The sequence below is a fragment of the Streptomyces sp. STR69 genome (assembly GCF_024519455.1).
GTDB lineage: Bacteria > Actinomycetota > Actinomycetes > Streptomycetales > Streptomycetaceae > Streptomyces.
This window is the reverse complement of the sequence record NZ_JALJRY010000045.1, coordinates 37,629-62,156: the sequence shown is the minus strand read 5'-3', so window position 1 is coordinate 62,156 and position 24,528 is coordinate 37,629. Positions and strand designations below refer to the sequence as shown.

Annotated in this window: 19 protein-coding genes, 2 tRNA genes and 1 pseudogene; 12 read left to right on the top strand and 10 right to left on the bottom strand. The window is 63.8% G+C overall.

Annotated elements, in window-relative coordinates:
• Positions 1 to 2 precede the first annotated feature (2 nt).
• The 6 genes from OC490_RS46105 to OC490_RS46080 all read left to right on the top strand — a co-directional run bounded on the left by OC490_RS46105 (position 3) and on the right by OC490_RS46080 (position 6,975).
• A tRNA-Val gene (locus OC490_RS46105) sits at positions 3 to 74 on the top strand.
• A gap of 343 nt (positions 75 to 417) precedes the next feature.
• Positions 418 to 1,704: an ABC transporter substrate-binding protein gene (locus OC490_RS46100; RefSeq protein WP_262064054.1), complete on the top strand. Its 1,287-nt coding sequence runs from the start codon at positions 418 to 420 to the stop codon at positions 1,702 to 1,704.
• The gene (locus tag OC490_RS46095) at positions 1,704 to 2,672 is read left to right on the top strand and encodes a carbohydrate ABC transporter permease (protein ID WP_410099267.1); all 969 of its coding nucleotides are present in this window, start codon (positions 1,704 to 1,706) and stop codon (positions 2,670 to 2,672) included. Before OC490_RS46100 ends, OC490_RS46095 begins: the two co-directional genes overlap by 1 nt.
• A complete protein-coding gene (locus OC490_RS46090) occupies positions 2,669 to 3,541 on the top strand; it encodes a carbohydrate ABC transporter permease (RefSeq protein WP_262064052.1) in 873 nt (290 codons plus the stop codon). Before OC490_RS46095 ends, OC490_RS46090 begins: the two co-directional genes overlap by 4 nt.
• Positions 3,542 to 3,545: 4 nt before the next feature.
• Complete coding sequence (locus tag OC490_RS46085) at positions 3,546 to 4,136, top strand: hypothetical protein (RefSeq protein WP_262064051.1); 591 nt, start codon at positions 3,546 to 3,548, stop codon at positions 4,134 to 4,136.
• Between the two features lie 103 nt (positions 4,137 to 4,239).
• A complete protein-coding gene (locus tag OC490_RS46080; RefSeq protein WP_262064050.1) occupies positions 4,240 to 6,975 on the top strand; it encodes a Tat pathway signal sequence domain protein in 2,736 nt (911 codons plus the stop codon).
• A 7-nt stretch (positions 6,976 to 6,982) separates the two neighbouring features.
• Here the strand turns inward: OC490_RS46080 and OC490_RS46075 are convergent, their stop codons facing one another.
• The gene (locus OC490_RS46075) at positions 6,983 to 9,394 is read right to left on the bottom strand and encodes an SCO7613 C-terminal domain-containing membrane protein (protein ID WP_410099266.1); all 2,412 of its coding nucleotides are present in this window, start codon (positions 9,392 to 9,394) and stop codon (positions 6,983 to 6,985) included.
• A 101-nt stretch (positions 9,395 to 9,495) separates the two neighbouring features.
• On the opposite strand from OC490_RS46075, the gene OC490_RS46070 reads away from it, so the two are divergent.
• The 3 genes from OC490_RS46070 to OC490_RS46060 all read left to right on the top strand — a co-directional run bounded on the left by OC490_RS46070 (position 9,496) and on the right by OC490_RS46060 (position 10,942).
• The gene (locus OC490_RS46070; protein ID WP_262064048.1) at positions 9,496 to 9,942 is read left to right on the top strand and encodes an SRPBCC family protein; all 447 of its coding nucleotides are present in this window, start codon (positions 9,496 to 9,498) and stop codon (positions 9,940 to 9,942) included.
• Positions 9,943 to 9,981: 39 nt separating this feature from the next.
• A tRNA-Val gene (locus tag OC490_RS46065) sits at positions 9,982 to 10,056 on the top strand.
• Positions 10,057 to 10,222: 166 nt separating this feature from the next.
• A complete protein-coding gene (locus OC490_RS46060) occupies positions 10,223 to 10,942 on the top strand; it encodes a hypothetical protein (protein WP_262064047.1) in 720 nt (239 codons plus the stop codon).
• Positions 10,943 to 11,005: 63 nt separating this feature from the next.
• On the opposite strand, the pseudogene OC490_RS49700 reads toward OC490_RS46060, so the two are convergent.
• From OC490_RS49700 to OC490_RS46030, 6 genes and pseudogenes are all read right to left on the bottom strand, one after another.
• Positions 11,006 to 11,806 (bottom strand): annotated as a pseudogene (locus OC490_RS49700) (recombinase family protein); the annotation flags it as partial.
• Between the two features lie 95 nt (positions 11,807 to 11,901).
• Positions 11,902 to 12,759 carry a replication-relaxation family protein gene (locus OC490_RS46050; RefSeq protein WP_262064045.1) on the bottom strand — a complete coding sequence of 286 codons (858 nt, stop codon included), beginning with the start codon at positions 12,757 to 12,759 and terminating at the stop codon, positions 11,902 to 11,904.
• Between the two features lie 276 nt (positions 12,760 to 13,035).
• Positions 13,036 to 15,225: a type IV secretory system conjugative DNA transfer family protein gene (locus OC490_RS46045; protein ID WP_262064044.1), complete on the bottom strand. Its 2,190-nt coding sequence runs from the start codon at positions 15,223 to 15,225 to the stop codon at positions 13,036 to 13,038.
• A gap of 173 nt (positions 15,226 to 15,398) precedes the next feature.
• Entirely contained in the window at positions 15,399 to 15,968 is a 570-nt protein-coding gene (locus OC490_RS46040) for an MT-A70 family methyltransferase (RefSeq protein ID WP_262064043.1), read from the bottom strand.
• A gap of 432 nt (positions 15,969 to 16,400) precedes the next feature.
• Positions 16,401 to 16,598 carry a hypothetical protein gene (locus OC490_RS46035; RefSeq protein ID WP_262064042.1) on the bottom strand — a complete coding sequence of 66 codons (198 nt, stop codon included), beginning with the start codon at positions 16,596 to 16,598 and terminating at the stop codon, positions 16,401 to 16,403.
• Between the two features lie 344 nt (positions 16,599 to 16,942).
• A complete protein-coding gene (locus tag OC490_RS46030) occupies positions 16,943 to 17,227 on the bottom strand; it encodes a hypothetical protein (protein ID WP_262064041.1) in 285 nt (94 codons plus the stop codon).
• A 245-nt stretch (positions 17,228 to 17,472) separates the two neighbouring features.
• On the opposite strand from OC490_RS46030, the gene OC490_RS46025 reads away from it, so the two are divergent.
• Both OC490_RS46025 and OC490_RS46020 read left to right on the top strand, forming a co-directional pair.
• Complete coding sequence (locus OC490_RS46025; RefSeq protein ID WP_262064040.1) at positions 17,473 to 17,955, top strand: hypothetical protein; 483 nt, start codon at positions 17,473 to 17,475, stop codon at positions 17,953 to 17,955.
• 43 nt (positions 17,956 to 17,998) lie between these two features.
• The gene (locus OC490_RS46020; RefSeq protein ID WP_262064039.1) at positions 17,999 to 20,929 is read left to right on the top strand and encodes an ATP-binding protein; all 2,931 of its coding nucleotides are present in this window, start codon (positions 17,999 to 18,001) and stop codon (positions 20,927 to 20,929) included.
• A 161-nt stretch (positions 20,930 to 21,090) separates the two neighbouring features.
• Here OC490_RS46020 and OC490_RS46015 read toward each other — a convergent pair whose 3' ends face one another.
• Entirely contained in the window at positions 21,091 to 21,411 is a 321-nt protein-coding gene (locus OC490_RS46015; protein ID WP_262064038.1) for a hypothetical protein, read from the bottom strand.
• An 83-nt stretch (positions 21,412 to 21,494) separates the two neighbouring features.
• A complete protein-coding gene (locus OC490_RS46010; protein WP_262064037.1) occupies positions 21,495 to 21,911 on the bottom strand; it encodes an ATP-binding protein in 417 nt (138 codons plus the stop codon).
• Between the two features lie 343 nt (positions 21,912 to 22,254).
• Here OC490_RS46010 and OC490_RS46005 point away from each other — a divergent pair, with 343 nt between their 5' ends.
• Complete coding sequence (locus OC490_RS46005; protein ID WP_262064036.1) at positions 22,255 to 23,706, top strand: helix-turn-helix transcriptional regulator; 1,452 nt, start codon at positions 22,255 to 22,257, stop codon at positions 23,704 to 23,706.
• Here OC490_RS46005 and OC490_RS46000 read toward each other — a convergent pair.
• Positions 23,696 to 24,514 (bottom strand): alpha/beta hydrolase, encoded by an 819-nt coding sequence (locus OC490_RS46000; RefSeq protein WP_262064035.1) that lies wholly within the window; start codon positions 24,512 to 24,514, stop codon positions 23,696 to 23,698. The genes OC490_RS46005 and OC490_RS46000 overlap by 11 nt on opposite strands.
• Positions 24,515 to 24,528: the final 14 nt, after the last annotated feature.

Below are 24,528 nucleotides of genomic sequence, written 5' to 3'. Positions count from 1 at the left end.
CCGGGCGATTAGCTCAGTGGGAGAGCGCTTCGTTCACACCGAAGAGGTCACTGGTTCGAACCCAGTATCGCCCACCCGGACCGACGGCCCGCCTGTGATCACGCAGGCGGGCCGTCGTCGTTCGCCCATCGGTGACGAGAAGTCAACTCCCCGCCGCCCAGGCCTTTTTCGGCCGGTCGCCGACGAGTGCGGCAGGCCGCTTCCTGTTCGGCGGGCCGATCGCGGCCGTCTCACCTGCGATGTCCGTCCCACCGCTCCCGTGACGCGCCCGGCGGCGCCGTCGTAGCGCTCAGCCGGTCACAAGAAATTCCTGTCCGAATCATTGACGCACCCCGAGGGCCTCCGTAACTTGTGCCAGCAAGCGCTTACTTGAAACGATTCATGCAGGTGGCAACGACGCTACGGGGAGGGCCCGTCATGGGAACCGGCACGAATGTGGAGAGGCGTACGGTCTTGAAGGCCGCCGGAGTCTCGGCGGTCACGCTGGGGCTGGCCGCGACGGCCTGCGGTGGCAACGACGGCACGTCCGCGGACGGGACGGTGACGATCCGTTACTCGTGGTGGGGTGCCGAGGAGCGGGCGAAAAAGATCAATCAGTCCATCGCGCTCTTCGAGAAGAAGTATCCGAAGATCAAGGTGAAGACGGACTTTCAGACGTATCAGTCGTTCTGGGAGAAGTTCCAGACGCAGGCCGCGGGCGGAAATCCGCCGGACGTATTCCAGAACGCCGTCGGATTTCTTCGGAAGTACGACAAGAGAGGCATTCTGCTCGACCTCAACTCTCAGGTAAAAGCAGGCAATCTGAGCCTGGATCACTTCCGTGCGGGCGTCACCAAGGTCGGCGAGGTCGACGGAAAACAGCTCGGTGTTCCGGTCGGCTCCAACACCATGGCGCTGGTCATCGACAAAAAGGTGTTCGAGAAGGCGGGCGTCGACCCGGCCACGGGCTGGACCTGGGACGACTACTTCAAGGCCCTCAAGACGATCCACGACAAGACGAAAGTCCCCGGCGACACCGGCTACTTCGCCATCATGTACCTGTACGACCTCTACCTCCGCCAGAACAGCAAGGCGTTCTTCACCAAGGACGGACTCGGTTTCGACAAGTCCGATCTGACGGAGTGGTGGACGGACGGATACGGCCGCGTGAAGGCCGGAATCGTCACCGACCCGAAGGTCGTCGCCCAGGACCAGCCCAAGTCTTCGCTCTCCGCCGGACATGGCGCCTCGGAGTTCACCTGGGACAACTTCACGGTCCGCTACTCGGCCGAGGGCAGCAGCACCTACGGTCTCGCCCCGATCCCCACCATGGACGGCAAGGACACCGGCCAGTACCTCGCCTCGCTGATGCTGAGCGCCTCCGCCCACACCGCGCACCCCAAGGAAGCCGCGCAGTTCATCGACTTCATGGTCCACGACCCGGCGGTCGGCAAGATCATGGGCTACGACCGCGGCATCCTGGCGAGCACCGAGCAGTACGCGGCGTTCAAGCCCACCGACACGGTGAGCAAGGAGATCGCGCAGTACGAGGACACCACCGCCAAGTCCGGCGTCCTCGGCACGATCACCCCGCACCCCTCCGGCGCCGACACCGTCGAGGCAGCCTTCCTGCGCATCGGCGGTGACCTCGGACAGGGCAAGACCAAGGTCGCCGACGCGGTGAAGCAGTTCTTCACCGAGTCCGAGGCCGCCTTCCAAGCCTGATGGGAACCGCCGTGACGCTCGTCAAGGACTCCGTGCCCACCACCCGGAAGGCACGCTCCGCCGCCCCCGTCACCAAGGGGCGGCGGGGCCGCCGGGAGAACCTCGCCGGCTATCTCTTCATGTCCCCCTGGATCGCCGGCTTCCTGCTGCTGACCGCGGGCCCCATGGCCGCCTCGCTCTACTTCGCGTTCACCGACTACAACCTCTTCAACAGCCCGAAGTGGGTCGGCCTCGACAACTTCACCGCGATGTTCGACGATCCGCGCTGGCAGAAGTCGGTCGAGGTGACGGCGAAGTACGTCGTCATCGGCACCCCGCTCAAGCTGCTGCTCGCCCTCGGCGTCGCCCTGCTGCTGGCCCAGAGCCGCCGCGGTCAGGCCTTCTACCGGGCCGCCTTCTACGCCCCCTCGCTGATCGGCGCGAGCGTCTCGATCGGCTTCGTCTGGCGGTCGCTCTTCTCCGACGGCGCCGTGGTGGACCGTACGCAGTCCTTCCTCGGCTTCCATGTCGGCGGCTGGGTCGGCAACGCCGACTGGGTGCTGTACTGCCTGGTCGCGCTGACCGTCTGGCAGTTCGGGGCACCCATGGTCATCTTCCTGGCCGGACTCAAACAGGTGCCACGGGAGCTGTACGAGGCCGCCGAGATGGACGGCGCCGGACCCTTCCGGCGCTTCTGGAGCATCACGCTCCCGATGATCTCCCCGGTGCTGTTCTTCAACGTGCTGCTGGAGACCATCCACTCGTTCCAGATCTTCGGCTCGGCGTACGTCGTCTCCAACACGTACTGCGGTCCGGCCGACGCCACCCTCGTCTACACCTGTTACCTCTACCAAAAGGGCTTCAAGGATGCCCAGATGGGATTCGCCGCAGCGATGGCCTGGATGCTGCTGCTCGCCGTGGCGCTGGTGACGGCCGTCCTCTTCTGGTCCCAGAAGAAGTGGGTGCACTACGAGGAGGACGCCCGATGAGCGCCACCACCACGAAGCCCCCGGCCCTCGGCCGCAAGCACACCGGGTCCCTGGTCTGGCACCTCGGCGCGCTGCTCATCCTCGCGGTGATCCTCTACCCGGTGCTCTGGGTCGTCGGCGCCTCGTTCAAGCCCAGCAAGGACATCATCAACAGCCTCCAGCTGTTCCCGGGCCACCCCATCCTGTCCAACTTCAAGGGCCTCGCCGACGGCATAGCCGACATCAAGATCTGGACGTTCTTCGAGAACTCCCTTTTCTACGCACTAGGTTCGGTCGTCGGTATCCTCGTCTCCTGCTCCCTGACGGCGTACGCCTTCGCCCGCATCAGGTTCGCCGGCCGCAACCTGCTCTTCTCCCTGATGATCGGCACACTCCTGCTGCCGTACCACGTGCTGCTGATCCCGCAGTACGTGATGTTCCAGAAGCTCCAACTGGTCAACACCTACGTCCCGTTGCTCATCGGTAAATACCTGGCGACCGAGGCCTTCTTCGTCTTCCTGATGGTGCAGTTCATGCGGAACCTGCCGAAGGAACTGGACGAGGCCGCCCGCCTCGACGGCTGCGGACACCTCCGCATCTACTGGTCGATCGTGCTGCCGCTGTGTCGGCCCGCGCTCATCACCAGCGCGATCTTCACCTTCATCAACGCCTGGAACGACTTCATGGGCCCGTTGATCTACCTCAACGAACCGGGCAAGTACACCGTCTCGTTGGGCCTGATGATGTTCCGCGACTCGGACGGAGTGGCGGCGAACTACGGCGGCATGATCGCGATGTCGCTGGTCGCGCTGCTGCCGGTGCTGCTGTTCTTCCTCGCCTTCCAGCGATACCTGATCGACGGTATGGCGACCTCCGGACTGAAGGGCTGAGGCGATGGCCGGAGCACGGGTGAAGGCGCGCGGGGAGTCGGTCTTCGCCGAGCGGTTCGGGGTGTTCGCCGAATGTCTGCTCACCGGGGTGTGGATCGCCGTCGCGTCGGCGGGAGTTGTCACCTACCCGGCCGCGTTCGCCGCCGGGGCACGGCACTTGAGGCGCCGTACGGGTCATGTGGGCGGTGGCTGGCGGGAGTTCGTCGCGGACTTCCGGGCTGCGGTGCGTGGCGGGTGGGTCGTCGGCCTCGCCGGGTGGGGCGCGGGGGCCGCCGTGTGGGTGGACGTCCAGGCCGTGCGGGCCGGGCTGCCCGGTGGGCCGCTCGTCGGTGCCGTCGGGGTGTTCGCGCTGCTCGGCCTCGTCGTCGCAGGCATGCGGGCAGCGGCGGTCTGGGCGCCGGGGGACAGCTGGCGGGCCCTGCTCGCCGAGGCCGGCCGCCGTACGGTCCTCGACCCCGCCGGTTCCTTCCTGCTCGTCGGCGGACTGGTCCTCGTCGGCAGCTCCGCCCTGCTCATCGCACCGCTGGCGGTCCCCGTGCTGGGGGCCGTCGCCGCGGCGGCCGTCGCGGTGGAGGAGCGGTACCGGCACCGCTGACGGCGGCCGGCTCTACGGCAGTGGGCCGCTGCCGCATCTCTCGACTGTCATGCCCCTGACCAAACGGACGTGGAAAACGCTACCCGCACGGAAAGGAAAGGCCATGTCTCCCATCCCCCGCAGGTCCCTCCTCAAGGCAGCCGCTGCCGCCGGAGCCGCCGCGCAGTTCAGCTGGGCGCTAGGGGCGAAAGACGCCCAGGCCGCGCCCAGAGCAGCGGCGGCCGACGACGATCCGGTGACCCTCGACTGGCTGGAGGACGGTGGTCTCGGTGCCGCGCCCGGTTCGACGGTCGGCGTGCCGTGGCCGATGGGCACCTACCAGGAGGACCAGACGTTCGCGCTGACGGACGCCGGTGGCGCGGCCGTACCGGTCCAGTCCTGGCCGCTCGCCTACTGGCCCGACGGATCGCTCAAGTGGACCGCGCACGCGGTGAGTTCGGGCTCCGGCAAGCTCACCCTCACTGCCGGGGACACGGCCGCCCCCGACCAGAAGGTCACCGTCGACAGGAGCGGCGGCACCATCGACGTGTCGACCGGGGTCATCACCGCGAGGATCGGCAAGAACGGCTCCACCCTCATCAAGTCGGTCACCAGGGGCGGCACGGAGATCGCCAAGAACGGTCGGCTCGTCCTCATCCGCCAGCCGGAGATCGAGGACGAGGACCAGGGCGCGGTGAAGACCGAGCGCTTCGACGGAGTGATCGGCGAGGTCACCGTCGAACAGGACGGCCCAGTAAGGGCGGTGGTCCGCATCGACGGCAAACACCGCAAGGGCGGCCGGAGTTGGCTGCCGTTCTCGATCCGCCTCTACTTCTACGCGGGCGCCGACTCCTTCCGCATGGTGCACACGATCACCTTCGACGGCACGGTGGAACCGGGCAAGGCCAGCGGAGACTTCGTCCGAGGTCTGGGCGTCCGCTTCACCGTGCCGATGCGGGACCAGGCCTACGACCGCCACATCCGCATCGGCGGCGAGGGAACAGGCCTGCTGCGCGAGGCAGTTCAGGGCATCACGGGCCTGCGCCGCGATCCGGGCGCGACCGTCCAGGCGGCCCAGTACGCGGGCCGGAAACTCGCCGATCCCTCCACCTGGGACCAACGGGTCACGACCCGCCTCCAGTACATCCCCAAGTGGGGCGACTACACCCTCTCCCAGCTCTCCGCCGACGGCTTCACCCTGCGCAAGCGCACCACGAAGGGCTACGGCTGGATCCCCGCCGGCGGCGGCGGGCACGCGTCCGGCTTCGGCTACGTCGGCGGGGCGAGCGGCGGATTCTCCTTCGGGCTGCGGGACTTCTGGGAGAAGTTCCCCGCGCAGCTCGACATCCGTGCCGCCCACACCGACGAGGCCGAGGTCACCCTCTGGCTCTGGTCGCCCGAGGCCCAGCCGATGGACCTGCGCTTCTACCACGACGGCATGGGCCAGGACACCTACGCCAAGCAGCTCGAAGGCCTCGAAATCACCTACGAGGACTACGAACCCGAATTCGGCACCCCGTACGGCATCGCCCGCACCTCCGAACTCCTCTTCTGGGCCAACGAGTCGACACCGACCCCGGAGACCCTCGCCCAACAGGTCGAAGCCGTACGAGTGTTGCCCCAACTGGCCGCCCCACCCCAACAGTTGATCAAGTCCAAGGTCTTCGGCCCCGGCCTCTACTCCGAGCCCGACCGCTCCACCGCCGCCAAGGCGAAGATCGAGGACCACCTCGACTTCCTCTTCACCTACTACAAGAACCAGGTGGCGCAACGCCGTTGGTACGGCTTCTGGGACTACGGCGACTTCATGCACTCGTACGACACAGTGCGCCACCAGTGGCGGTACGACATCGGCGGCTACGCCTGGGACAACTCGGAGCTGTCGCCGGACATCTGGCTCTGGTTCGCGTACATCCGCTCGGGCCGCTCGGACATCTTCCGCTTCGCCGAAGCGCTCACCCGGCACACCGGCGAGGTCGACGTCTACCACCTCGGACAGTGGGCCGGCCTGGGCACGCGGCACGGCATCCAGCACTACGCCGACAGCGCCAAGCAGCAGCGCATCGCCAACACCACCTACCGGCGCTACTACTACTTCCTCACCGCGGACGAACGCGTCGGCGACCTCATGGCCGCCAACGTCGACTCCGACGAGACGTTCCTCGTCCTCGACCCGATCCGCAAGATCCGCACCGCGCCGTACACGCCCGACCGGCACGCCCTGTCGATCGGATTCGGTACGGACTGGAGCGGGTTGGTGTCGGCGTGGCTGACCGAGTGGGAGCGCAAGGGCCCGAAGTGGGAGAAGGCCAAGGCGCGCGTCCTGTCCACGATGGAGACAATCGCCGCCCAGCCCAACGGATTTGTGCAGGGGAGCGGGCTGTACGACCTCGACACGGGCAAGTTCGCCGTCGCCTCCGCACCCGCGGTCTCCGTCTCGCACCTCTCGGCGGTCTTCGGCCTCAACGAGCTCTGCGCGGAGCTGATTCACCTCGTCGACATGCCCAAGTTCAAGGAGGTGTACATGGATTACTGCCGCTACTTCAACGCCTCCAAGACGGAACAGGCGGCACGCTACGGCTCCAACTTCGGCACCCTGCTGCTCTTCCAGGGTCATTCACGCCTCGACGCCTACGCCGCCGTACAGCTCGACGACGCGACGCTCGCCAAGCGGGCCTGGACGAAGTTCTACGGCTCGGACGGCTACACGGAGTCCTCGCCGTGGAAGACGGAGGCGCTGAACGGCCCGGTCACCCTCGTCCCGGGCAGCGAGGCCGCGTGGGTGTCCTCGAACGACACCGCGCTGTACGGCCTCGCCGCCATCGAGAACCTGGCGCTGCTCGGCGACAAGATGCCTTAGCGCAGGCCTAGTTCATCCTCCCCAGGACCTCCCGCACCCGCCGGGCGTCCCGGATCCGCTGCTCGTAGGTCGCGCCGAGTGCGAGCAGCAGGAGTCCGGCGAGGGCGGGAGGTGCCCAGCGGGGGAGGGCGCCGACGACCTGGGCGAGGTACGGGGCGAGTTCGTGCAGGGCGTCCAGCGCGAGGGTGGTGCCGCCGAGGACGAGCGGTGCCTGCAGACGGTGTCGGGCTCCGAGCAGCGTGACGACCAGCGCGGCCGTGCCCAGCAGCAGGGGGCGCGTCCAGTGCGGGTCCGTCCAGGCCGCGAGGAGGCTCGGCGCGAGCGTGACGGCGAGCCCGGGGCCGTAGGCCGTCCAGGATGTGGCGCTCGGGTCGCGGCGCCTGCGCAGCGCGCCGACGAACAGCGCGGGGACGGTCACCGGCAGCGTGTACGCCTCGGGGTCGCTGACGTTCCACGTACCCAGCCGCACCCAAGTGGCGAGGACGAAGAGGGCGGCGGCCACATAGCCCAGGTTCCTGCGCTCAGGCCGTACCGCCGTACCGGCCACGATCACCCCGCACAGGGCCAACACCAGTGCCAGCATGGACAGTTCGGCCCCCGCGAGACCGATCGCCAGTACGCCCGCGACCGCGCCCGAGACCTCGACCACCACCGTCGTGACCGGATCGGTGAGACGCGCGGCGAGCAGCGCGGCCGTCACCGGTACGACGAGCACCAGCAACGCGATGTGCTGGGGCTGCCAGTCGAGAGAGGCGCCCACCGCGCAGGCGAGAGCCGTGGCGTAGCCGAGGGAGAAGGTGACGCAGACCGGTGCGAGCCGCCCGCGCCAGGCCGCACCCGCCAACAGGGCGGTCAGCGAGGCGAGTACGGCGAGCGTGGCCTGTTCGGAGGCCAGCGAGAGGGTGGCCAGACTGAGCGTGGTGAGCAGGGCGAGGACCGTGGCGGTGCGATGCGCGAGGGAGAACAGGGCCACGGCGATGAGTCCCTGCGTCAACAGGCCGACGGCGTACGGCAGTTGCAGCGCGGCCGGGGCGATCGTCGCCGTCAGCCAGGCCAGGGTGAGGGCGGCGGACAGGGCCCGTGGCCGCCACGTGGCGCTGCGAACCGTGAGGGCCAGTACCGAGGCGACCGCCACGAGCACCAGGGGAGCGGCGGTCTGGAGTTCCGGCCACCCGATGTCCACCGTCGCCGCGGCACGCGCGTCGTCCGGCGCGCCGGACCAGACGCGGGACACCCATGCGACCGGGCCGAACAGGGTGGTGACGACGACCGGCAGCGTGGACAGCAGCGCGATGGCCTGTACGGCGGCGGAGGCGCCGCCGAGACCGCGGCGCACCGGCTCGGGCAGCGGGCCCCGCACAAGCGCCAACAGGCCGATCCCGCACGCCAGATAGCCCAGAACCGTCCAGTCGAGGGGCAGCGGCACGCGCAGCAGGCCACCGAGCGCGGCGACCCCGAGCAGCCCGCCCGTCGTGGCCGCGACCGTCCGCAGCCTCGGGCCCGGGACGAGCCATGCGGCGCCGAACGCGCCCGCCGCCGCGAGGACCAGGAGCGCCGCCGCACGGGCGGCGGCGCCCGGGCCGGCCGCCGACAAGGAGATCAGGCCGGCCGCCAGCACGCCCCAGCCGCCCATCGCGAACGCACCGCCGATGGCGACGACACGCACCGCCTTCGGGGCGACCCGGAGCGCGATCATCATGTCGATCACGGCAGTCAGCAGTACCGCCGCCGTGATCGTGTGCGTGCCTCCACCGGCCGCGATCACCCAGAGAACCAAGGTGAGTTGGGCGACCACGAGCGCGGCGGGGAGCGGGAGGAACAGGGTCGGTGAAGTGGGCGCGGTGCCCGGTTCCGTACGGGTGGTGGCGCGGGTGACGGGCGGGCTCGGGAGCGCCGCCGTGCCGATGCCGTACGCCGCCCACAGCGCGGCCAGGACCGTCGTCGCCGCTGCCGCGAAGGTCGCGCCGTCCGCGTCCGTGAACGCGACCTCGTGGAGCGCGTAGGTGTCCAGCACGGTCAGGACGAGACCGATGCCCGCGAACGACTCGGCCGTGGAACGCAGGCCCCGCCGCAGCAGCGCCACGGGCGCGCCGAGCGCCGCCAGGGTCACCGCGCCGAGCACCAGTGCCCGGCCCGCGATCCCCATGCTGCCCCAGCTGACCAGCGTGAACGCCGTCGCGGCGAGGGTGAGCAGGAGGCCGCCGAGCACGAGCAGCAGGTTCTGTACGCCGGGTGCGGTGGCCTCGCGGCGGGGCGGTGCGGCGGGCAGGGGCGGTGGCATGGGCGCGGACCGGGCCGGCTGAAGCACGGTCAGGAGCCAGGCCCGGCGGTGCAGCAACTGTGCACGGCGGGCGTCCAGTTGGTGCAGCTCGGCATCGAGGAGCTGCAACTCCACGGCCGGGGGCGGAATGGGCGTCATAACTCGGAGTGTGGTCCCCGTCACGCCGTACGACATGAGTACGGGTACTCAAACGGTCCTGGTTGGCGGGAGACGGGCCGCCCAGCGGGCAGACTCCCGCCATGGACTGGACCCACTACCGCTTCCGCGCCCGGTGGGAGCTGCCCGCCCCGCCCGCCGTCGTCTACCCGGTCCTGGAGCGGGCCGAGGAGTATCCGCGCTGGTGGCCGCAGGTGCGCGAGGTCAACCAGCTCGACGACACCACCGGCGTCATCCGCATCCGCGCGAGCCTGCCGTACGCCCTGACCTTCACCGCGCGCGAAGTACTGCGCGATCCGGCCGCCGGGGTGCTGGAGATCGCGATGACCGGCGACCTGGAGGGCTGGGCCCGCTGGACACTCACCGCCGACGGCTCCGGCACGCTCGCCCGCTACGACCAGGAGGTCGACCTGAACCGGCCGCTGCTCAGGTGGTTCGCCGTACCCGGGCGGCCGGTGTTCCGCCTCAACCACGCGCTGATGATGCGGGCCGGACGGCGCGGGCTCCTCACGTACCTGGAAGCGGTTTGAAGGAAACCGGCGCGGGCCTGTATTGTTCAGTCCGTTCCCGGGCGATTAGCTCAGTGGGAGAGCGCTTCGTTCACACCGAAGAGGTCACTGGTTCGAACCCAGTATCGCCCACCATAAGAAGTTTGTTGGAACCCGGTACCTTCCAGGGGCTGCCCACCAGGGCGGCCCCTGTTAGTTGCAGGCCAGCGCCCGTCTCCACCTGGGGAGGGGCGCTTTGGCGTTTGGGAGCCGGTAGGACGGCCCGGAGGCTGGGCGGAGCCTCTGGTGGCCCCGTGGGGGCTTGGTGTTGGCCCTGGGCCATGTGCAGAGTGTCGAACGGCTCCCTGAGCTCGTGGTGCACTCGCACGTCACCGTTTGCGTCCTCGTCGATGTACAACGCCTCGAAGAGGGCTTGGTTCAGCCGACGGCGTTGCTGGTCATTGCAGCGCTGATACAACGCTTGCGGATCTTGCAGGAGTTGCAAGCATGCCTCAATGATGTCCGCCCCTGTGCTCAGGGACTCATCGACGTCGTGCAGTCGAGTCGTAAGCCGATCCCGCTGTTGGGTGATCTCTCGCAGTCTGGCCTTGATCTTGCCCTGGGGCAGGCTGCCGTCGGCGGCCAGGTCGATGAGGTTGTTCTCCTTGGTGTCGAGCGCACGAAGCTGTTTCGTGAGCTGGGCTTGGAGGAGCTTGGTCGTGGTCTGCTGCTCGTCGACCATGGTCGCCAGTTCGGAGCGCATGGTCGCGATGAACTCTGGCGTGAAGCGCACCGTGGCGTAATGATCCTCGACGGCTTCCTCGGCCTGCTCTATCGGGATGTACGGCAGCTCACAGATGTGATCGAAGCGGCCATTGCAGAAGAAGTACCGGTAGACGTTGCCGTGCCGGTTGGTGGCGTGCTGGACGATCATGCGGCGGCGGTCACCACGCCGGCGACGGCAGGAGCCGCAGAGCAGCGAACCCTTCAGCTCGTGGTGGTGCACGCGTCGTCTCTCGCGAGCGCTGTTCCGAGAGTCTGAGACCATCTGGACCTGGTCGAAGAGGTCTTGAGGAACCAGGGGCTTGTGACGACCCCTAAATTTCTCGTCTTCGTAGGTGATCCAGCCGCAGTAGTAGTCGTCACGCAGGACGACGTACAGCCGATTGGTGGAGATCCCTCTCACCTCGGGGTACCGAGCGTCGCGAGGCATGCGCAGCCCACGGTCGTACAGTTCTTGCGCCACTTCTTCCACGGTGTACTCACCCGTGGAATACAGCTCGAACGCAAGGCGGATGAACGGGCCGCGTACAGGGTCGATGATGACTGTACGGACTCTGCGCCCATCAACGATCTCGACGGTGTTCGTGTATCCGACGGGGGTGCGGGTGATCGTGCCACCGTTCTTGGCTTTCTGCCCCATCTTGTACTTGATATCTTCGCCGCTCTGGTTGGAGGAGTACTCGTTGATGACCGCGAGCATTCCGTGCAGCATGCGCCCAGTTGGCGTGTCATCGATGTTCTTCTCTACCGCAGAGATCAGCCTGACGCCGAGCTTCTCCAGGGTGGCGACCATGATCGCGTCGTCGAGCCGGTTCCTGGCAAAACGGCTGAGCATGTAGACGATCACGTAGCGCACGTTGGGGTGTTCGCGCAGGTAGGCGATCATCTGCTGGAACTCGGGGCGCTGGTCGATGCTTGTGGCAGTCCTGCCCGGGTCGATAAACTCCTCGGCTTTGGCGGAATCCAATTCGTGGCCACGTTCGTGAATTTTCTCGCGCTGCGCCGGAATTGATATACCTTCCGGATTGTAGTCGGTGTTCACCTGCCCCTTGGATGAGACGCGCAAGTAGGCTACGTAGTCGTCGCCAGTAATGCGCTGCACTGCTTTTTGCTTCTGTTTCATGCCTCGATTTCCTCCTTTTCGGCCACTCTGGATTTATTAGTCCTAATAGTAACTCCATTAATGGCAGTTGCCGAGGCCGTTTTTCCAGGTGCCTATTAGGGGGTGGCGGGACTGCCGGGTGTGCCTGTGACGAACTCTGAAAATTCTTCAGTCGTTACGACTTGGAATAGCTCAGCGGCTACGAGATCACGCAACTTTGGCTCGGCGGCCAGCGCCACACGGATAGCGACTTTCCGCTTTCCGTCCGGTACGACCCACACCACAGCTGGAAATAGGCCATGGTATTTCTGGTGAATGCCGGAGTTCGCGTACTGCTGGTACTGAAGGGCTTTGCGCACGATGACCGGGGCGTGCTCGGTGGCGTTGTCGGCCTCGATGAACAGATGGTTCTCGTAGGCCTCGGTCGCCGTGATCGCGAACAGGTCGGGCTTGAGCCACTGGCGCGCGCCGTGCACCGACAGGAACGTTCGCCAGGACTCCGGCTCAGCTTCGAGCCGGAGTAGCTCGATCCTTCCTTGTCGAGCCAGCTCGTAGAGGTGAATGGCCAGATCAGCGGCGGCGAGCGTATGGGCGATGAAGTTCGGTGACGGTTCGTTGTAGCGCCGTCGAGCGGAGTCGCCATGCTGGGCGCGCAAGAGGCGCTCACCGGCTGCGCCGAGTTGCCACACGATGCCGGTACTACCGGCTCGCACGCCGCCGATCCGGCGATGCAGCCGAGTGATCAGGCGGTGGGACTCCAGTCGTGTCAGTACACGAATGGTGGCAACAGCAGCGGCCATCTCCGTTGCGTGGCTTTTTCCGCTGCCTGCTTCTCGCGGTTCGCCGCCGATCGGGAAGTGCAGTCGTCGAATGAGAACGGTGGTCAGTGCGCGGTGTGTGCGCAGTGATTCAAGAATGGATAGATCGCGCTCGGAGAGCGATTCGATCAAACTAGCAATATCGTTGAATTTCATAGGCATCTCCTTTCTCTTGCTGATGATTCGCGCAAAAATTTCTCCGCCAAAATTTCCTGTGCTGAGGCTGCTCCCGCTGCGCTGTAGGTGCTCTGATTCTTCAGGGAGCTTCCGTTTGATGCGGCCGGGCCGCTGGGGACGCGAGAAGAAGCGCTGTAGTGCTGGTCAGTCCCCTCCCGCGCTGGGCTGGTGATAGGGGTTGTCCTGCATGAACGTGCTGATGATCTCCGTCGTGGAAAGAGCAGCGAACAGAGGGGCGAAGAAAGCATTACTGGCTCACGATGTGTCAGGTTGTGCTCGACGTTTGCGACCGAATTTCTGTGGTGCGACGTTGAGCGTGTTCGCCTGTTCGCTGGCACTCGTTGCCATGGGCACGGGAGCGGTTTGTACGGGTGCGTAGTTGGCGCGTGCTGCTGAGCGGACGGCTGCGGCGTCAGCGACAACAGGAGGCGGGGGCAGCGTGCGCACCAGCCCCCAGCCAGACGGTGCTCCGTCCGCGACGAGGTTGGCGTAGGCGTGGAACCGGGGGAGGGACATGAAGTCCTGCGGCTCTAGCTCCGGGGCCAGCTTGGAGGCCAGCTCGCGGGCGTCGTCGGCTTCGGTCGCGAACACGACCTTGCTTCTGGCATTGATGTCCACGGCTGTACGCAGCTCCGGCGGCAACTGACTGCGGTACTGCGCAGCCAGGAACCAACCGACCGACAGGCTGCGGGAGATGGCCAGGGCATCGGCGAGCGAGGTCGGCAGGTGCACGAATCGGGGTGCTTCATCGACGTAGACGCCCCCCGGTCGCCGGTGAGCGTGTGACTCGCCCGCTCGCTCCTGAACGGCCTGCCAGACCTCGGCAATAACCAGACTGCCGAGCAGACTCGCCACACCGGGGCCGATAAGGCCCTCGTTCAGGGGCACGAGCACGACTTTGTTGGCTCGGAAGGCATCCCGGAGCCGAAACCGTCCCTCCCGCTGATCCAGCATCCGCACTACCGCCGGGCGCAGCAGGAGCTGGCGCAGTTTGTTCATGGGGCTAGCCAGGACAGCTGCTTGCGCGGCTGGCCCTTGTTGTTCCCACGCGGCCCAGAACTGGGCCAGTGCCAAGTCGCCTTGTACGCGGGCGACATAGGGGCGGCGGAACGCGGGGTCGGTGAACAGCCGGGGCAAGTCGGTCAAGGTGGCCGGGGCGTTCGGAAGACTGCCGCGGGCCAGTGTGCGCAAGCCGGAGCTGAAGATGTCCGCTGTACGTGGGCCGTAGCCGTCCGCGAACACGCTCTCGAAGACGGCCAGGACGCCGTCGACGACCACGTCCGGGTCACGGCGGCCGACGTCGAGCGGGTTGAAGGCGACAGGGTGTTCGTCGGCGGCGTTCAGCTCGACAATGTCGTCCACTCGATGAGGCGGCACTCGCGCCAAGATGTCGTCGATGAGCTGTCGTTTAGGGTCGAGCACCACCACGGGCCGGCCAGCAGCTATGTCCGCGGTGATCAGATTCAGAAGAACTGTGGTCTTACCTGACCCTGATGGGCCGTAGGCCACGCCATGGAACGTCTGGTCTTGCGGCGCGATACCCAACCGGCGATTGTCGCCAGGAGCCGCGCTGCGGGCGAAGACCCGCTCGCCTTGATGTACGTGAGCAGCGGCCCGAAGTGGTTTCGGATGGAGCGGCGGCAGACCGGGAAGTTCGTCATTGCCGAGCGGCCAGGCGAACAGCCCAACCAACTCGGGCACCGACAGACGAAGCGGCCAAAGCCACGGCGGTCGACCATTGTTGAGCCGCACCGCTGAATCTCGCACCAGTCGTATCCGCGTACCTGGCCCCTGGGCAACCGTCAGGCCGGATAGAACGCCCAGGAGCAGCGCGCTACGGCGTTGCCGGGTACTGGCTGCTGTACCGACACGGATCGTGGCCATGAAGCCGGGGTGTTCAGCGCGCTTCCGTAGTCGAGCTCGAAACTCTGTGCCTGCCGGCCTGGTACCGGTCAGGGCTTGGCGTATGAGCGGCAGGCTGGGATCAGGGAGGTCGGCGGGTAAAACGCTCGGCAGGATGCGCGGGCCAAGCACGAGCTGGACGACGAGTGCCTCGTTCTCTGCCAGCGGCACAGCCAGGGCGGAGAGCACCGCCCTGGATACGTTCTCGGGGGCATCCATGCTGAGTGGTAGGTACGAGGGCCGTATCCGCAAGCGACCCGCTGACGCTACGTGGGGACGAACCGGCTGGCGCTCAGGTGTGCCGTCCAGGTGAGAACCTGGCAGTAGGTGTTCGAGCAACAGGCTCAGCCGTGCAATGTCCACCGGTCGGCCCCCGAGCAGATGACGAAGGTGATCGCCTTCGGCCCGGACTTCCCATACCAGCCGCGCGACTTGGCGATCGGCGGCTAGCCGGCCCACGAGGGCGAGCGCCGCATCCACATCGAGCGGGCGCACCAGGTGCAGACGGACGAACTGCAAGCCGGAGGACAACGGCGTAGTCATGCGCTGCCCCTTGCTTCGGATGCCTCGTCCTCCGCTTGGCGCTGTCGTTCTGCAAGCACCACCGCCAAGAGGGCCTTACCGAGCTTGCGGATGTCTGGCGACTCCCGCCGAACACCTTCGACGATGAAGCGGCGTTCAGGCCGCGTGCTGCGTGCTTTTCGTGAAGCCATAGATCACCTCCTCTCGTTTTGCTGATGCTGCTGGTCGGTGGGTACGGGGTAGCCCGGGATGCTGATGTCAGCGTCGATCTGGTTGCCCCAGACTGCCCAGTTCTGTGTGCTGGGCGGACGCCTGCGGGCAAACAGCTCCAGATACGGGCCGTCGGATATCCGTTCTATGACGGCGTACTGCTCGTCGGGCTTCTGGGAGTGTTCCTGTACTGGCGCGTTGATCCACGTCGGCTGTGACTTGAAGCGCACCGGGGCCTTGCCTCGGGTGCAGAACAACAAGTGCTCGGTGCTGTTGCGCAGATAAGCTCCCAGGCCAAGTCGGAACTTGACCCAGGTGAGGAGTGAACGTGGGGTGAAACCCCAAGCTTCGGCGACGTCGTATCCGTCGCGCAAACTGGCGTTGGTCACCCAAAGCCAGAGATGTGCGTCATCCTCGACGAGATCTGACACCGGCATGTCCTTGATGCGCTTGAGGCTCATCAGCCGGTAGTGCCGTTCGGCACCCTTGACGCCTTGCTGCTGGTGATCCCATGGGGGATCGGCCAGGACGGTTTTGAAACGGGTGGGTGTCACCCGCGAAAGTGAAGCGTCTGTCACGTGTTTTGTTACCCTCCTTTCATTGCCTTCCGGCGTCTGTCTCGCCAGAAGTACTTATACATGTAGAACATTCCAAAAGGCTTGAAAATCGTCTGTTCGCTTGAACAATCGTCCGAAAGTTCAAGCGAACATGCAGGTGTGCATGCTGTTGGAACGTTCCTTTTGCGCACGAGTCGGGCAGTGAAAAAGCCGTTGTGTTATTCACACGGCAGCTTGCCCAACTCGACTACCAGCGCCGCCTTTGGTGAATCATCAAGACGGCAGAGATTAGCGCGACCGCGACGCCAATGCCGATCAAGAACGGCACAACCGGCCGGACCATTTCGTACGCCCACCGGATGCCGTAGGCGATTGCGAGGAGAAGTACGAGCGCTCTCAGCGCTCGTATCTCCCACCTTGGCCCTGGAATCACGCGGGCCGGTATTCCTCGTGATGCGTGGAGTTGTGGAACTCATCGAGTCCCTGAAGCTGCTCTGCAAGACTCTGCTTGTTTTCGGTGACCCGCCTGTCGATGGCGGAATTCACCGGCTCCAAGCCGGACAGTGCCACATTCCTCTGTTGTTCGAGGAAGATGCGCAGAAGGCGCAGATCGTTGTTTGTAGCCACGGTATTATTTTCCCTTTTTGTCCTGCATGGCATCGATGGCCTTGCTGATATGACGGCCAACCTCGTTGGCCTTTTGGCTTCTGCGCCACTGGTGTACGCGCCCCACGACGTAGGCCGCCAACAACCAGAGGAGCAATTCCAGACCACTCACAGACGCCCCCTGTAAGCCGCACGCCGCATCTCTTCTTCGGCGCGACGGATACGAGCGCGAATATCGGAGATAGTCGCCTGAGCGTTGGGACGGATAACGGCACGCCGTTCGAGGCGTACCGCACACACCGCCGCAATTGCGGAACGCGACACCCAGCCGATAACGAAGCCGAGCGTGAGCAGTAGGACGACAGTCACCCGCCGATCTCCTGCCCGAACCGATTGACGCTTCGCGCGATTGCCATTGCCGCGCTGTTTGCGATCAGGGCGAGTGCCTCGGTAGCGTCAGGGCACGCTTTCTCAAGCTCCACTTGCGTGCGCTTGAGGTAGGCAATCTCCGACATCGCATATTCCGCAACTGCCGAGATAGCCCGTGATCCGGCCTGCTCGATTTGTGTTTCTTCTGCCACTGTGATGAGGGCACTACGTGCCCGCCGTGACATAGGCGGGAGGCTTTGCCTCCGCATGATCTCGCCCATATAGCGAGGCTCCTTCCACTGTTGAGTTCTTAAAATCCGAGCCGCACCGCTGAGGCGGGTTTGGCTGCCGCCTGGTGGCGATGAATCGAAGCTCTCAGACGACCCCTTGGCCGTCACACCTCGCCGACGTCCAACCTGACGGCCAATTTTTGGCCGTCAGGCGAGCGCAGACTAAAAGGAAACATCAGTGGGGAAATGCATATGCTTGCAAAAAGGGAAGAGGTATGTTTAGCTGAAACGCATATATGGAAAAGGATCCAGCATTACGGCAAGAACAGGAGGAATCCCAGGAATCTAATCGACGCAGCTTGGGGCTCAATCTCGAAGCGCTCGGAGTCGTTGAGATCAGTCGTCTTTGTAGTGCCCTGAATTGGGAAGCGAGTCAACGGGCGGATGAATCAGGCTGTGACGACCTGCTCGATATGTTCCAGTCAGGGGTAATAAGATTGGCAACGGAACATCCCGTGCGAGGTAGAGATGTCTTGCTGGCGTTAAAAAACGACGAAGACCCACGGAATCGTGAGATGGCAGCGCACTGTTCCCCATCCGTTCTTGTGCTCGGATACGAATTTGTCCGGGATATCCTGCTGGACTTGGCTAGAGATCAAGGGCTAAACCAAGTTGCCGAGTCTGCAATGATGGCGCTTAGCGACCTAGAGGCAAGTCTGCCTCCGGACCAGGCCGCAGACATTCAGGCTCGCTACCAAGTTATCGCGGAACAGATCTGACAAAGTTCCGGCTGGCGCGCGACTACTCAGGCATACTGCCGTCATGGCCAGCGCAGCACGGATCAAGACCGTCGGTGAAGTTGAGAAGAGCCCTGTCACGACAGAGGCCCGAGAGCTTACGAAGGCAGCAACGCGCACCTTGCCTCAGATGTTCACGCGCTCGACTGACGAGCAAGAGTTCGTTTTTCTAGCAAGCGTGACAGCTGAGATTGAGTCTGCAAGCTGGCGCGACAATCCAACGCGTTCATTGAGGCAGGTTATCCAGAAGGCTATCTTCAGGCTTCCGAATCATCCTCCGCTTGAGGGCTGTCAGTTGACTTGGCGTTCCATCGCTGAAATTCTTTATGGAGAACCTGAGGGTCTCCGCAGTGGCCGTGTGTACAAGGAGCTCAACGATCTAGCTCGCCACGAAGCTGGCTATGCCAACGCTGAGAGCACATTCAAGCGGGTGGCGAGAGCTGTCCGCCAGAACCTTGCCGATATTCTTCAGCTGATGCTGGAGGAAACCCTAGAGCTCAAAGAGCACCAGACTATGGATAGGCCTGAGGCTGGTTACGTAAATCGGCCAGAGCTTGAGGCGCAGTTCAACAGTTTGATGCTGGATAGTAAGCGAATCATTCTCTTGCATGGCGATGCTGGAACGGGAAAATCGACCCTTGCTCGACACCTCGTCCGCAACTTCCTAAAAGTGGATGTGGACCACTACATCCCTACCGTGTCCGGTCATTCAGAAGATTCCTTGCATGAATCGTTGGCGACTTTTCTGGAGGCGCGTGGAAAGAGCACTAGGGGGATGGATCGATTTTCTCTGGCAAGAGAGTTTAAGTCACTCCTGAAGGGGAGCGATGGCCCGACCATCGTGCTGCTGGACAACATCGAGGAACAAGTAGTGCTCGACTCCCTTGTGCCAACTCAGCCGGCCAGTCGTGTGATCGTCACGAGCCGAAAGCTAATGCTTAATGCTTCAAAAGTTGAGGGATGGATTGATGTTCAGAACATGAATTCAGCCGAGTCGAGAGCATTGGTTCGACTTCATACAGGAAATGAGTTGAACGACAGAGACGTTGCAACCCTTGCCGATGCATTGGATCGCCGTCCACTGGCTATCGAACATGGTTGCGCTCTCCTTCGAATCGGAGACGAAACGGTTCAGGAGCTCTGTAGTACATTGCAGTTCGATACGGCAGGGCTCCTGGATACCGCTGAAACAAGTTTCGCGGAAGCCAAACTGACAACCATCTATCGGAACCTCCTGAAGAAACTCTCGGAGAACGATAGCTCTGTTGATGCCGTTCGACTGCTGGATGTTCTTGCTTTTGCGGATACGTTTGTAGGCTTGGATGTTGTCATGCCGATTTGGCAGGCGGCTATACCTGTTCCAGTGGGCAGGTCGCGTGTGAGCCGCCAAGCGGCAAACTTGGCAAAGAGAAGACTTAAAGCTGCCATGAAGGAGCTGGAATCCCTATCTCTTGTTCGTATTGTTGAAGGGGAACCGCCAAACTCCGATCACCTAGCCATTCATGGTCTCACGCGCGCGATCATCCGAGGCTTGCGTCAAGACGAGAGTATGCATGTAGCCGAGCGCATGCTAGAGGAGGTGCTATTCCTGCTCGATAAGGCGCACTGGAAAGGAGGTGATTCTATCGGGCATATGCTAGCTCACTGGGGTCCAAGTGTCCGGGAGTCCTTGCTGAGCCTCGGGGCAATAAGCGTGGAGGGCGTAGAGCGACTACAGGTATTGCGGATCTATGCATTCTTGCTCCGAGCCTCTCGCCAACAGGGAAAGCTTGGCGGTGATCTTCTTATCCGCGCGATTCTCGCGTTTAACTCCTCCGATGTGGACAGAGATTCACCAGGGCGTGGCGACCTAGCAATTGAAATCGTGTGCTCCGGTTGGCCGAGCGATTTTCAGCCCGATACTCCTATGTCCCTCCATTATCGCGTCAATGAAGACGCTGTTGATGCTTGCCTGTTTGATTCAGCACTCGGTGAGGATCTTTTTCCAGTTCAGACAAGGTACGACGCGGCTTCTCTGCTTCGGTCTGCCAGCGACACAGAAGCCGATCGTGGAACTCAGTCTGATGTTTTCACCAAAGCCCGATGGCTGCAAATGCGTGGCACTATTCACTATGAACGAGCTGAGTGGGAGGAAGCCGAGGAGTGCTTCGAGCGGAGTTTTGAGAAAACGCAGAATCATGCGGGACCCACTGCGCAAGCACTGACTATGGAAGCTGTTCGTCGTGCGAATGACCTCATGCTGAAAATGCACGCTCCAGAAGGGCAGCGGCGGTGGAAGCGTCGTCTAGAGGAGGTCTATGGTCGTGTTCCAGACTGGCAGGACGGACTCATTGATTTTGCATTGAACGCTCGAATGGATCTAGTTAGCGCAAAGGCTCATCTTGCTCAGTTGTACCGTGCTGAGATTAGAGAGTACAGTGCGGAGGAAATGACTAATCTGATCCACACGTTTGAAAGGGCCGCTCACGAGCAATCAAGTATCCTTCTGGATCGATTGTTCGTTTGCGCTAAATACCATGCGATCCGCGCGTATGCTCTCACGCACGTCTGCCCCGCTATAGGGGAAGCGAGTAGAATTTTCCATCACGCAATTGATCGAGGGTATTCCCCTGCCGCGAGGATAATTGCGCTCTCTATCGCAAAACTCTCTCCTGTGCATGCCGAGCATAAAGGGGAGAGCGGACTGGCGATGGACGAAGCGCTTTCAGGGACGCAGGCGGCGATGCAGATAGCAGAGTATTTCGCCTCGGATGGCTCCCCGTACTGGCATGCTGATGCGCTTGTAACAGCTTTTGCCTTGTCTGGCTGGTCTTCCAGGGTGAGCAAGCATCAAATGATGGCCCTTGAGGGCGATGCCATATCGGCTCTGGAGCGTATCGGCAGGTTGGATAGAATGTTCATTGCGCGCAAAGTGGCTACCAGAGAGTGCAGCCCTATTTGGCTGCTTGGGGAATAGTTCTCTGCCTTGTCGTACATCGGGATGTCGCTGACGAGCGCGACGGGAACGCCGAGCGCTTCGCAGTAAAGGCACGAACGCGAAACTACTCAAAGGGTTGCCATACAGGGGTGGAGGTCATGGGGTTGCTCTATCCGGTGGGGCGGAACGGCGGAGCCAGATCACGGCTTCGTGCACGCTTCGTGGACTTCAGCACGCGCGTCGAGGCAAACAGCCTCGTAGAACACCAGTCGTGCAATGGGGTGCTCGCTGACGTGATCCATTGACGGCACGATGAGGTGCTGTACGCCACCCTCCACGAGCCAGTCACCAAGTCCACCGACACGAAGAGCGCTATGACGCTCACGGTATATCTGCCGTAACTTGAGATTGTGTGCCTCGGCGTACTCCTTCAACTGCTTCTCCAATAGCGCCACTTCTTCGCTTGAGGCATCGTGGACGCGTAAGTACCCAAAGGCGGGCTCTAACTCGGGAGCAGGCATGGGGAACTCCGGTAGCTGGACGTGGCTTTGAGCGATGCGACCCTTAGCCCGAAACGGTCGCCATGGGCTGGATGCTGGTCTTTCTAGTCCAGTGCGAGCGAGCACCAGACGACTTTTCCGCCCGTGGGTGGGAAGTAGTAACCCCACTCTTTCGAGACGCTTTCCACGATGAGCAACCCACGGCCGCTCTCTGCGCTTAGCTCTACCGCCCCCTGTAGTAGCGGCGGCCGAACACCTGGGTCGGCCACTTCCACGATCAGGTGGGTACCGCGGTGCCGAAGGGTCAACGCCAACCGAACGGGCCCGGTGGCCGGCATAGCCTTGATGACGTACCGCACGGCGTTCGTAACCAGCTCGGAGACGACCAGGGCGGCCGTATCAATGTGGTCGGTTTGCACGCGCCAGGCGCTCAGCACGTCAGAAGCGTGTCGTCTTGCCCAGCGCACCGCGTCCTTCTGAGCGGCAAGCTCCAATCGGCTGACGAAGTGTTCTGGGTTCATGCGGTACTCCCTTGCGGTTCGCTATCGGGGGTGAAGCACCGCGTCGAGCTTGGGGGCCAAGGGCCACGGGACGTCATGGCGCTACCGCATTAGGGGGTATGTATGGCACGCATAGACAGGGCCACCCCGGCGGCCTAGAGTCCGTAGGCTTGCCCCGGCATACCGGCAAAGCCCTTACGGAGTACGGCACATGGCACAGCGGCACGTACGACACTGCGCTTGTGGTACCCGTCTGGCTCGGGACAAACAGGGCGAGCGTTGTGCGACATGCCAGCGAAAAGCCGTTGCCGCGACGGTCGCCGATCCACCCAGCGTTCCGCCTGAATTTTGGCAACACCCCACCATGGGCGAAGCGCTCGGCAGTTGGCACATGGGCCACGTGTTCTACGCCTACCGATCGCATCCGTGGCACGGCCGCGTGTTGTCGCAAGAGGCAATGGCAGGTTGGCTCGACCTGAACCAGGCTCAGTTAAGCCGGATCGAAAGCGGCAAGCCGCCGCAGGACCTCAGCAAGCTCATGAGGTGGGCGCATAGCCTGAAGATCCCGGCGGACCTACTGTGGTTCAAGCTGCCCATGCGCAGGGAGGCAGCCTCTACCGAGGCGACCCGCGCGACGGTCCAGCCCGCAGCAATGACGCTGGAGGCATCGCAGGCCGGCGGCCTGCTGCCGGTCGTGGTCAACGGCCGCACTGTGCTCGTTCCCGTCGACGCAGAGACGATCGCAACGAGCGGATTGGGCAGCTTGTTCGGTCAGTTGGCGGAGGAGTCCGCCGCACGCGCCACAGAACGAGAACCCATGAGCCCACTGAATCGCCGTGACCTCCTCAAGGGTGGGATCGCTGCGGTAGCACTGCCCGGTCTTGGGCTAGACGAACTGCACCACGTTGCCGCCGCGCTCAACGACGCGCACCGCTATCTCGACGGCCCAGTGGTCGACTACTTCCGTCGCGTACTCGACAAGGCCAAGTGCGACGATGGCGCGCTTGGGCCCAAGAAGACGTTGCCGGTGATGCTCGGCCTGCTCGGTGCAGTCGAGGCTCAAGCGCGAGACGTGAAGCCGAGCGTGCGCCGCGAACTCCTCGCCCTGGGGGCGGACGGGGCCGAGTTCGCCGGGTGGTTGTACCGGGATATCCAACAGCCGCAAGCTGCGGTGTTCTGGTACGACCGCGCGATGGAGTGGGCGCAAGAAGCTGACAACGCAGCCATGCAGGGGTACGTGCTGCTGAAGAAGTCGCAGATGGCGTACGACGAGCGCGATGCGCTGCGGATGCTGACGCTTGCCCAGGCGGCCGGAAGCGCTCGGTGGCAACTGCCGGCGCGGGTGCGAGCCGAGGTGACACAGCAAGAAGCGCTCGGGCGGGCCATGCTGGGCGATCCGCTCGACGTGATCCGCGGCCAACTGGCAAGCGCCGAGACGCTGCTGACCAACGCTCCCGAGGACCAGCCCGATGCACTCGGGGCGTACTTCAACGGGCACACCCGACTGTTGCGGGACGCCATTACCTATACACAGGCCGGTAAGCCGAGCCTCGCGGCTGACCTGTTCAGTGACGTGATGAGCACGGGGACGCTGTCCCACCGCGACACCGGATTCTTCAATGCCCGGCGCGCGGCGGCCCTGGCGCTTAGCGGCGAACCGGACGAAGCCGCGAAGGTCGGCAGGGCGTCAGCCGCAGTGGCGCACGAGGTGAAGTCAGAGCGCACTGTGCGAGTCCTCGGAGAAGTCCTCCAGACCCTTGATCGGTGGCGTAGCCGGCCCGCCGTCCGAGAATTTCGCGAGTCTCTTACGGCGTAGCGGTGAGCCAGTTCGTCACGGTGCCGATGACGAACGCTTGGTACTCCTGGCTCTTGGGGTCGAGGTACTGCGGGTCATCGTGGACGGCAAAACCGTGCTGTGATCCGTCCACAGGAATGAGCTGTACCGGAGTCGTGAAGCGAGCAACAGCGTCTCGCGACGACTCAAACGGAACCAGCGTGTCCGCCGTGCCGTGCACGATGAGGGTCGGTGCCCGTACCTCCCCGAGAGCTTCGTGCGGCTTGAGCCAGAACACTTCGTTGAGCATCGGGCGGCCGTGGCGCAGCGTCGGTGTGAACTGGAGTGCGCCGCGCTCGGTCAGTTCGGCTGCTGCCTCCTCGCTGATGACGTCATCCGTCCAGTACGGCCTGCTGTCGATCGTCCTTCGCTTGTAGTCGAGCTGCGGGTTGAAGAGCACCAACTGCGAAACGTCGTCGGGACGCTTGGCGGCGTAGTAGGCACAGATGCCACCGCCGAAGCTGGCACCGAGCAACGTGATGTCGTCGGCACCGGTGGCCTTGCGGACGTGCGCGAGCATGATGCGAATGTCGTTGAGGATCGAGGAGAGCGTCAGCTCTTCCTGTCGTCCCTCGCTGTCGCCGTGTCCGCGCAAGTCGAAGCGCAGCGAAGCAACGCCCGCTTCTGAGAGTCCAGTTGCGAGCCGGGTGAAGAAGCCACCCTCCTCACGAGTGACACCGCCGCCGTGGACGAGTACCACAGCCCGGGAGGTTGGCTGTCCTGGTTCGACCAAAGTGCCGGCGAGGTGAAGACCGTCGAGGGTACGGACGCTCACATCTGTAGTTGGCATGGGACAAGCGTAGT

Bases quoted from the DNA above. Each gene is read 5' to 3' on its own strand.
- OC490_RS46100 (WP_262064054.1), top strand. From the start codon at position 418: ATGGGAACCGGCACGAATGTGGAGAGGCGTACGGTCTTGAAGGCCGCC.
- OC490_RS46095 (WP_410099267.1), top strand. From the start codon at position 1,704: ATGGGAACCGCCGTGACGCTCGTCAAGGACTCCGTGCCCACCACCCGG.
- OC490_RS46090 (WP_262064052.1), top strand. From the start codon at position 2,669: ATGAGCGCCACCACCACGAAGCCCCCGGCCCTCGGCCGCAAGCACACC.
- OC490_RS46085 (WP_262064051.1), top strand. From the start codon at position 3,546: ATGGCCGGAGCACGGGTGAAGGCGCGCGGGGAGTCGGTCTTCGCCGAG.
- OC490_RS46080 (WP_262064050.1), top strand. From the start codon at position 4,240: ATGTCTCCCATCCCCCGCAGGTCCCTCCTCAAGGCAGCCGCTGCCGCC.
- OC490_RS46075 (WP_410099266.1), bottom strand. From the start codon at position 9,394: ATGACGCCCATTCCGCCCCCGGCCGTGGAGTTGCAGCTCCTCGATGCC.
- OC490_RS46070 (WP_262064048.1), top strand. From the start codon at position 9,496: ATGGACTGGACCCACTACCGCTTCCGCGCCCGGTGGGAGCTGCCCGCC.
- OC490_RS46050 (WP_262064045.1), bottom strand. From the start codon at position 12,759: ATGAAATTCAACGATATTGCTAGTTTGATCGAATCGCTCTCCGAGCGC.
- OC490_RS46045 (WP_262064044.1), bottom strand. From the start codon at position 15,225: ATGACTACGCCGTTGTCCTCCGGCTTGCAGTTCGTCCGTCTGCACCTG.
- OC490_RS46030 (WP_262064041.1), bottom strand. From the start codon at position 17,227: ATGGGCGAGATCATGCGGAGGCAAAGCCTCCCGCCTATGTCACGGCGG.
- OC490_RS46025 (WP_262064040.1), top strand. From the start codon at position 17,473: ATGGAAAAGGATCCAGCATTACGGCAAGAACAGGAGGAATCCCAGGAA.
- OC490_RS46020 (WP_262064039.1), top strand. From the start codon at position 17,999: ATGGCCAGCGCAGCACGGATCAAGACCGTCGGTGAAGTTGAGAAGAGC.
- OC490_RS46015 (WP_262064038.1), bottom strand. From the start codon at position 21,411: ATGCCTGCTCCCGAGTTAGAGCCCGCCTTTGGGTACTTACGCGTCCAC.
- OC490_RS46010 (WP_262064037.1), bottom strand. From the start codon at position 21,911: ATGAACCCAGAACACTTCGTCAGCCGATTGGAGCTTGCCGCTCAGAAG.
- OC490_RS46005 (WP_262064036.1), top strand. From the start codon at position 22,255: ATGGGCGAAGCGCTCGGCAGTTGGCACATGGGCCACGTGTTCTACGCC.
- OC490_RS46000 (WP_262064035.1), bottom strand. From the start codon at position 24,514: ATGCCAACTACAGATGTGAGCGTCCGTACCCTCGACGGTCTTCACCTC.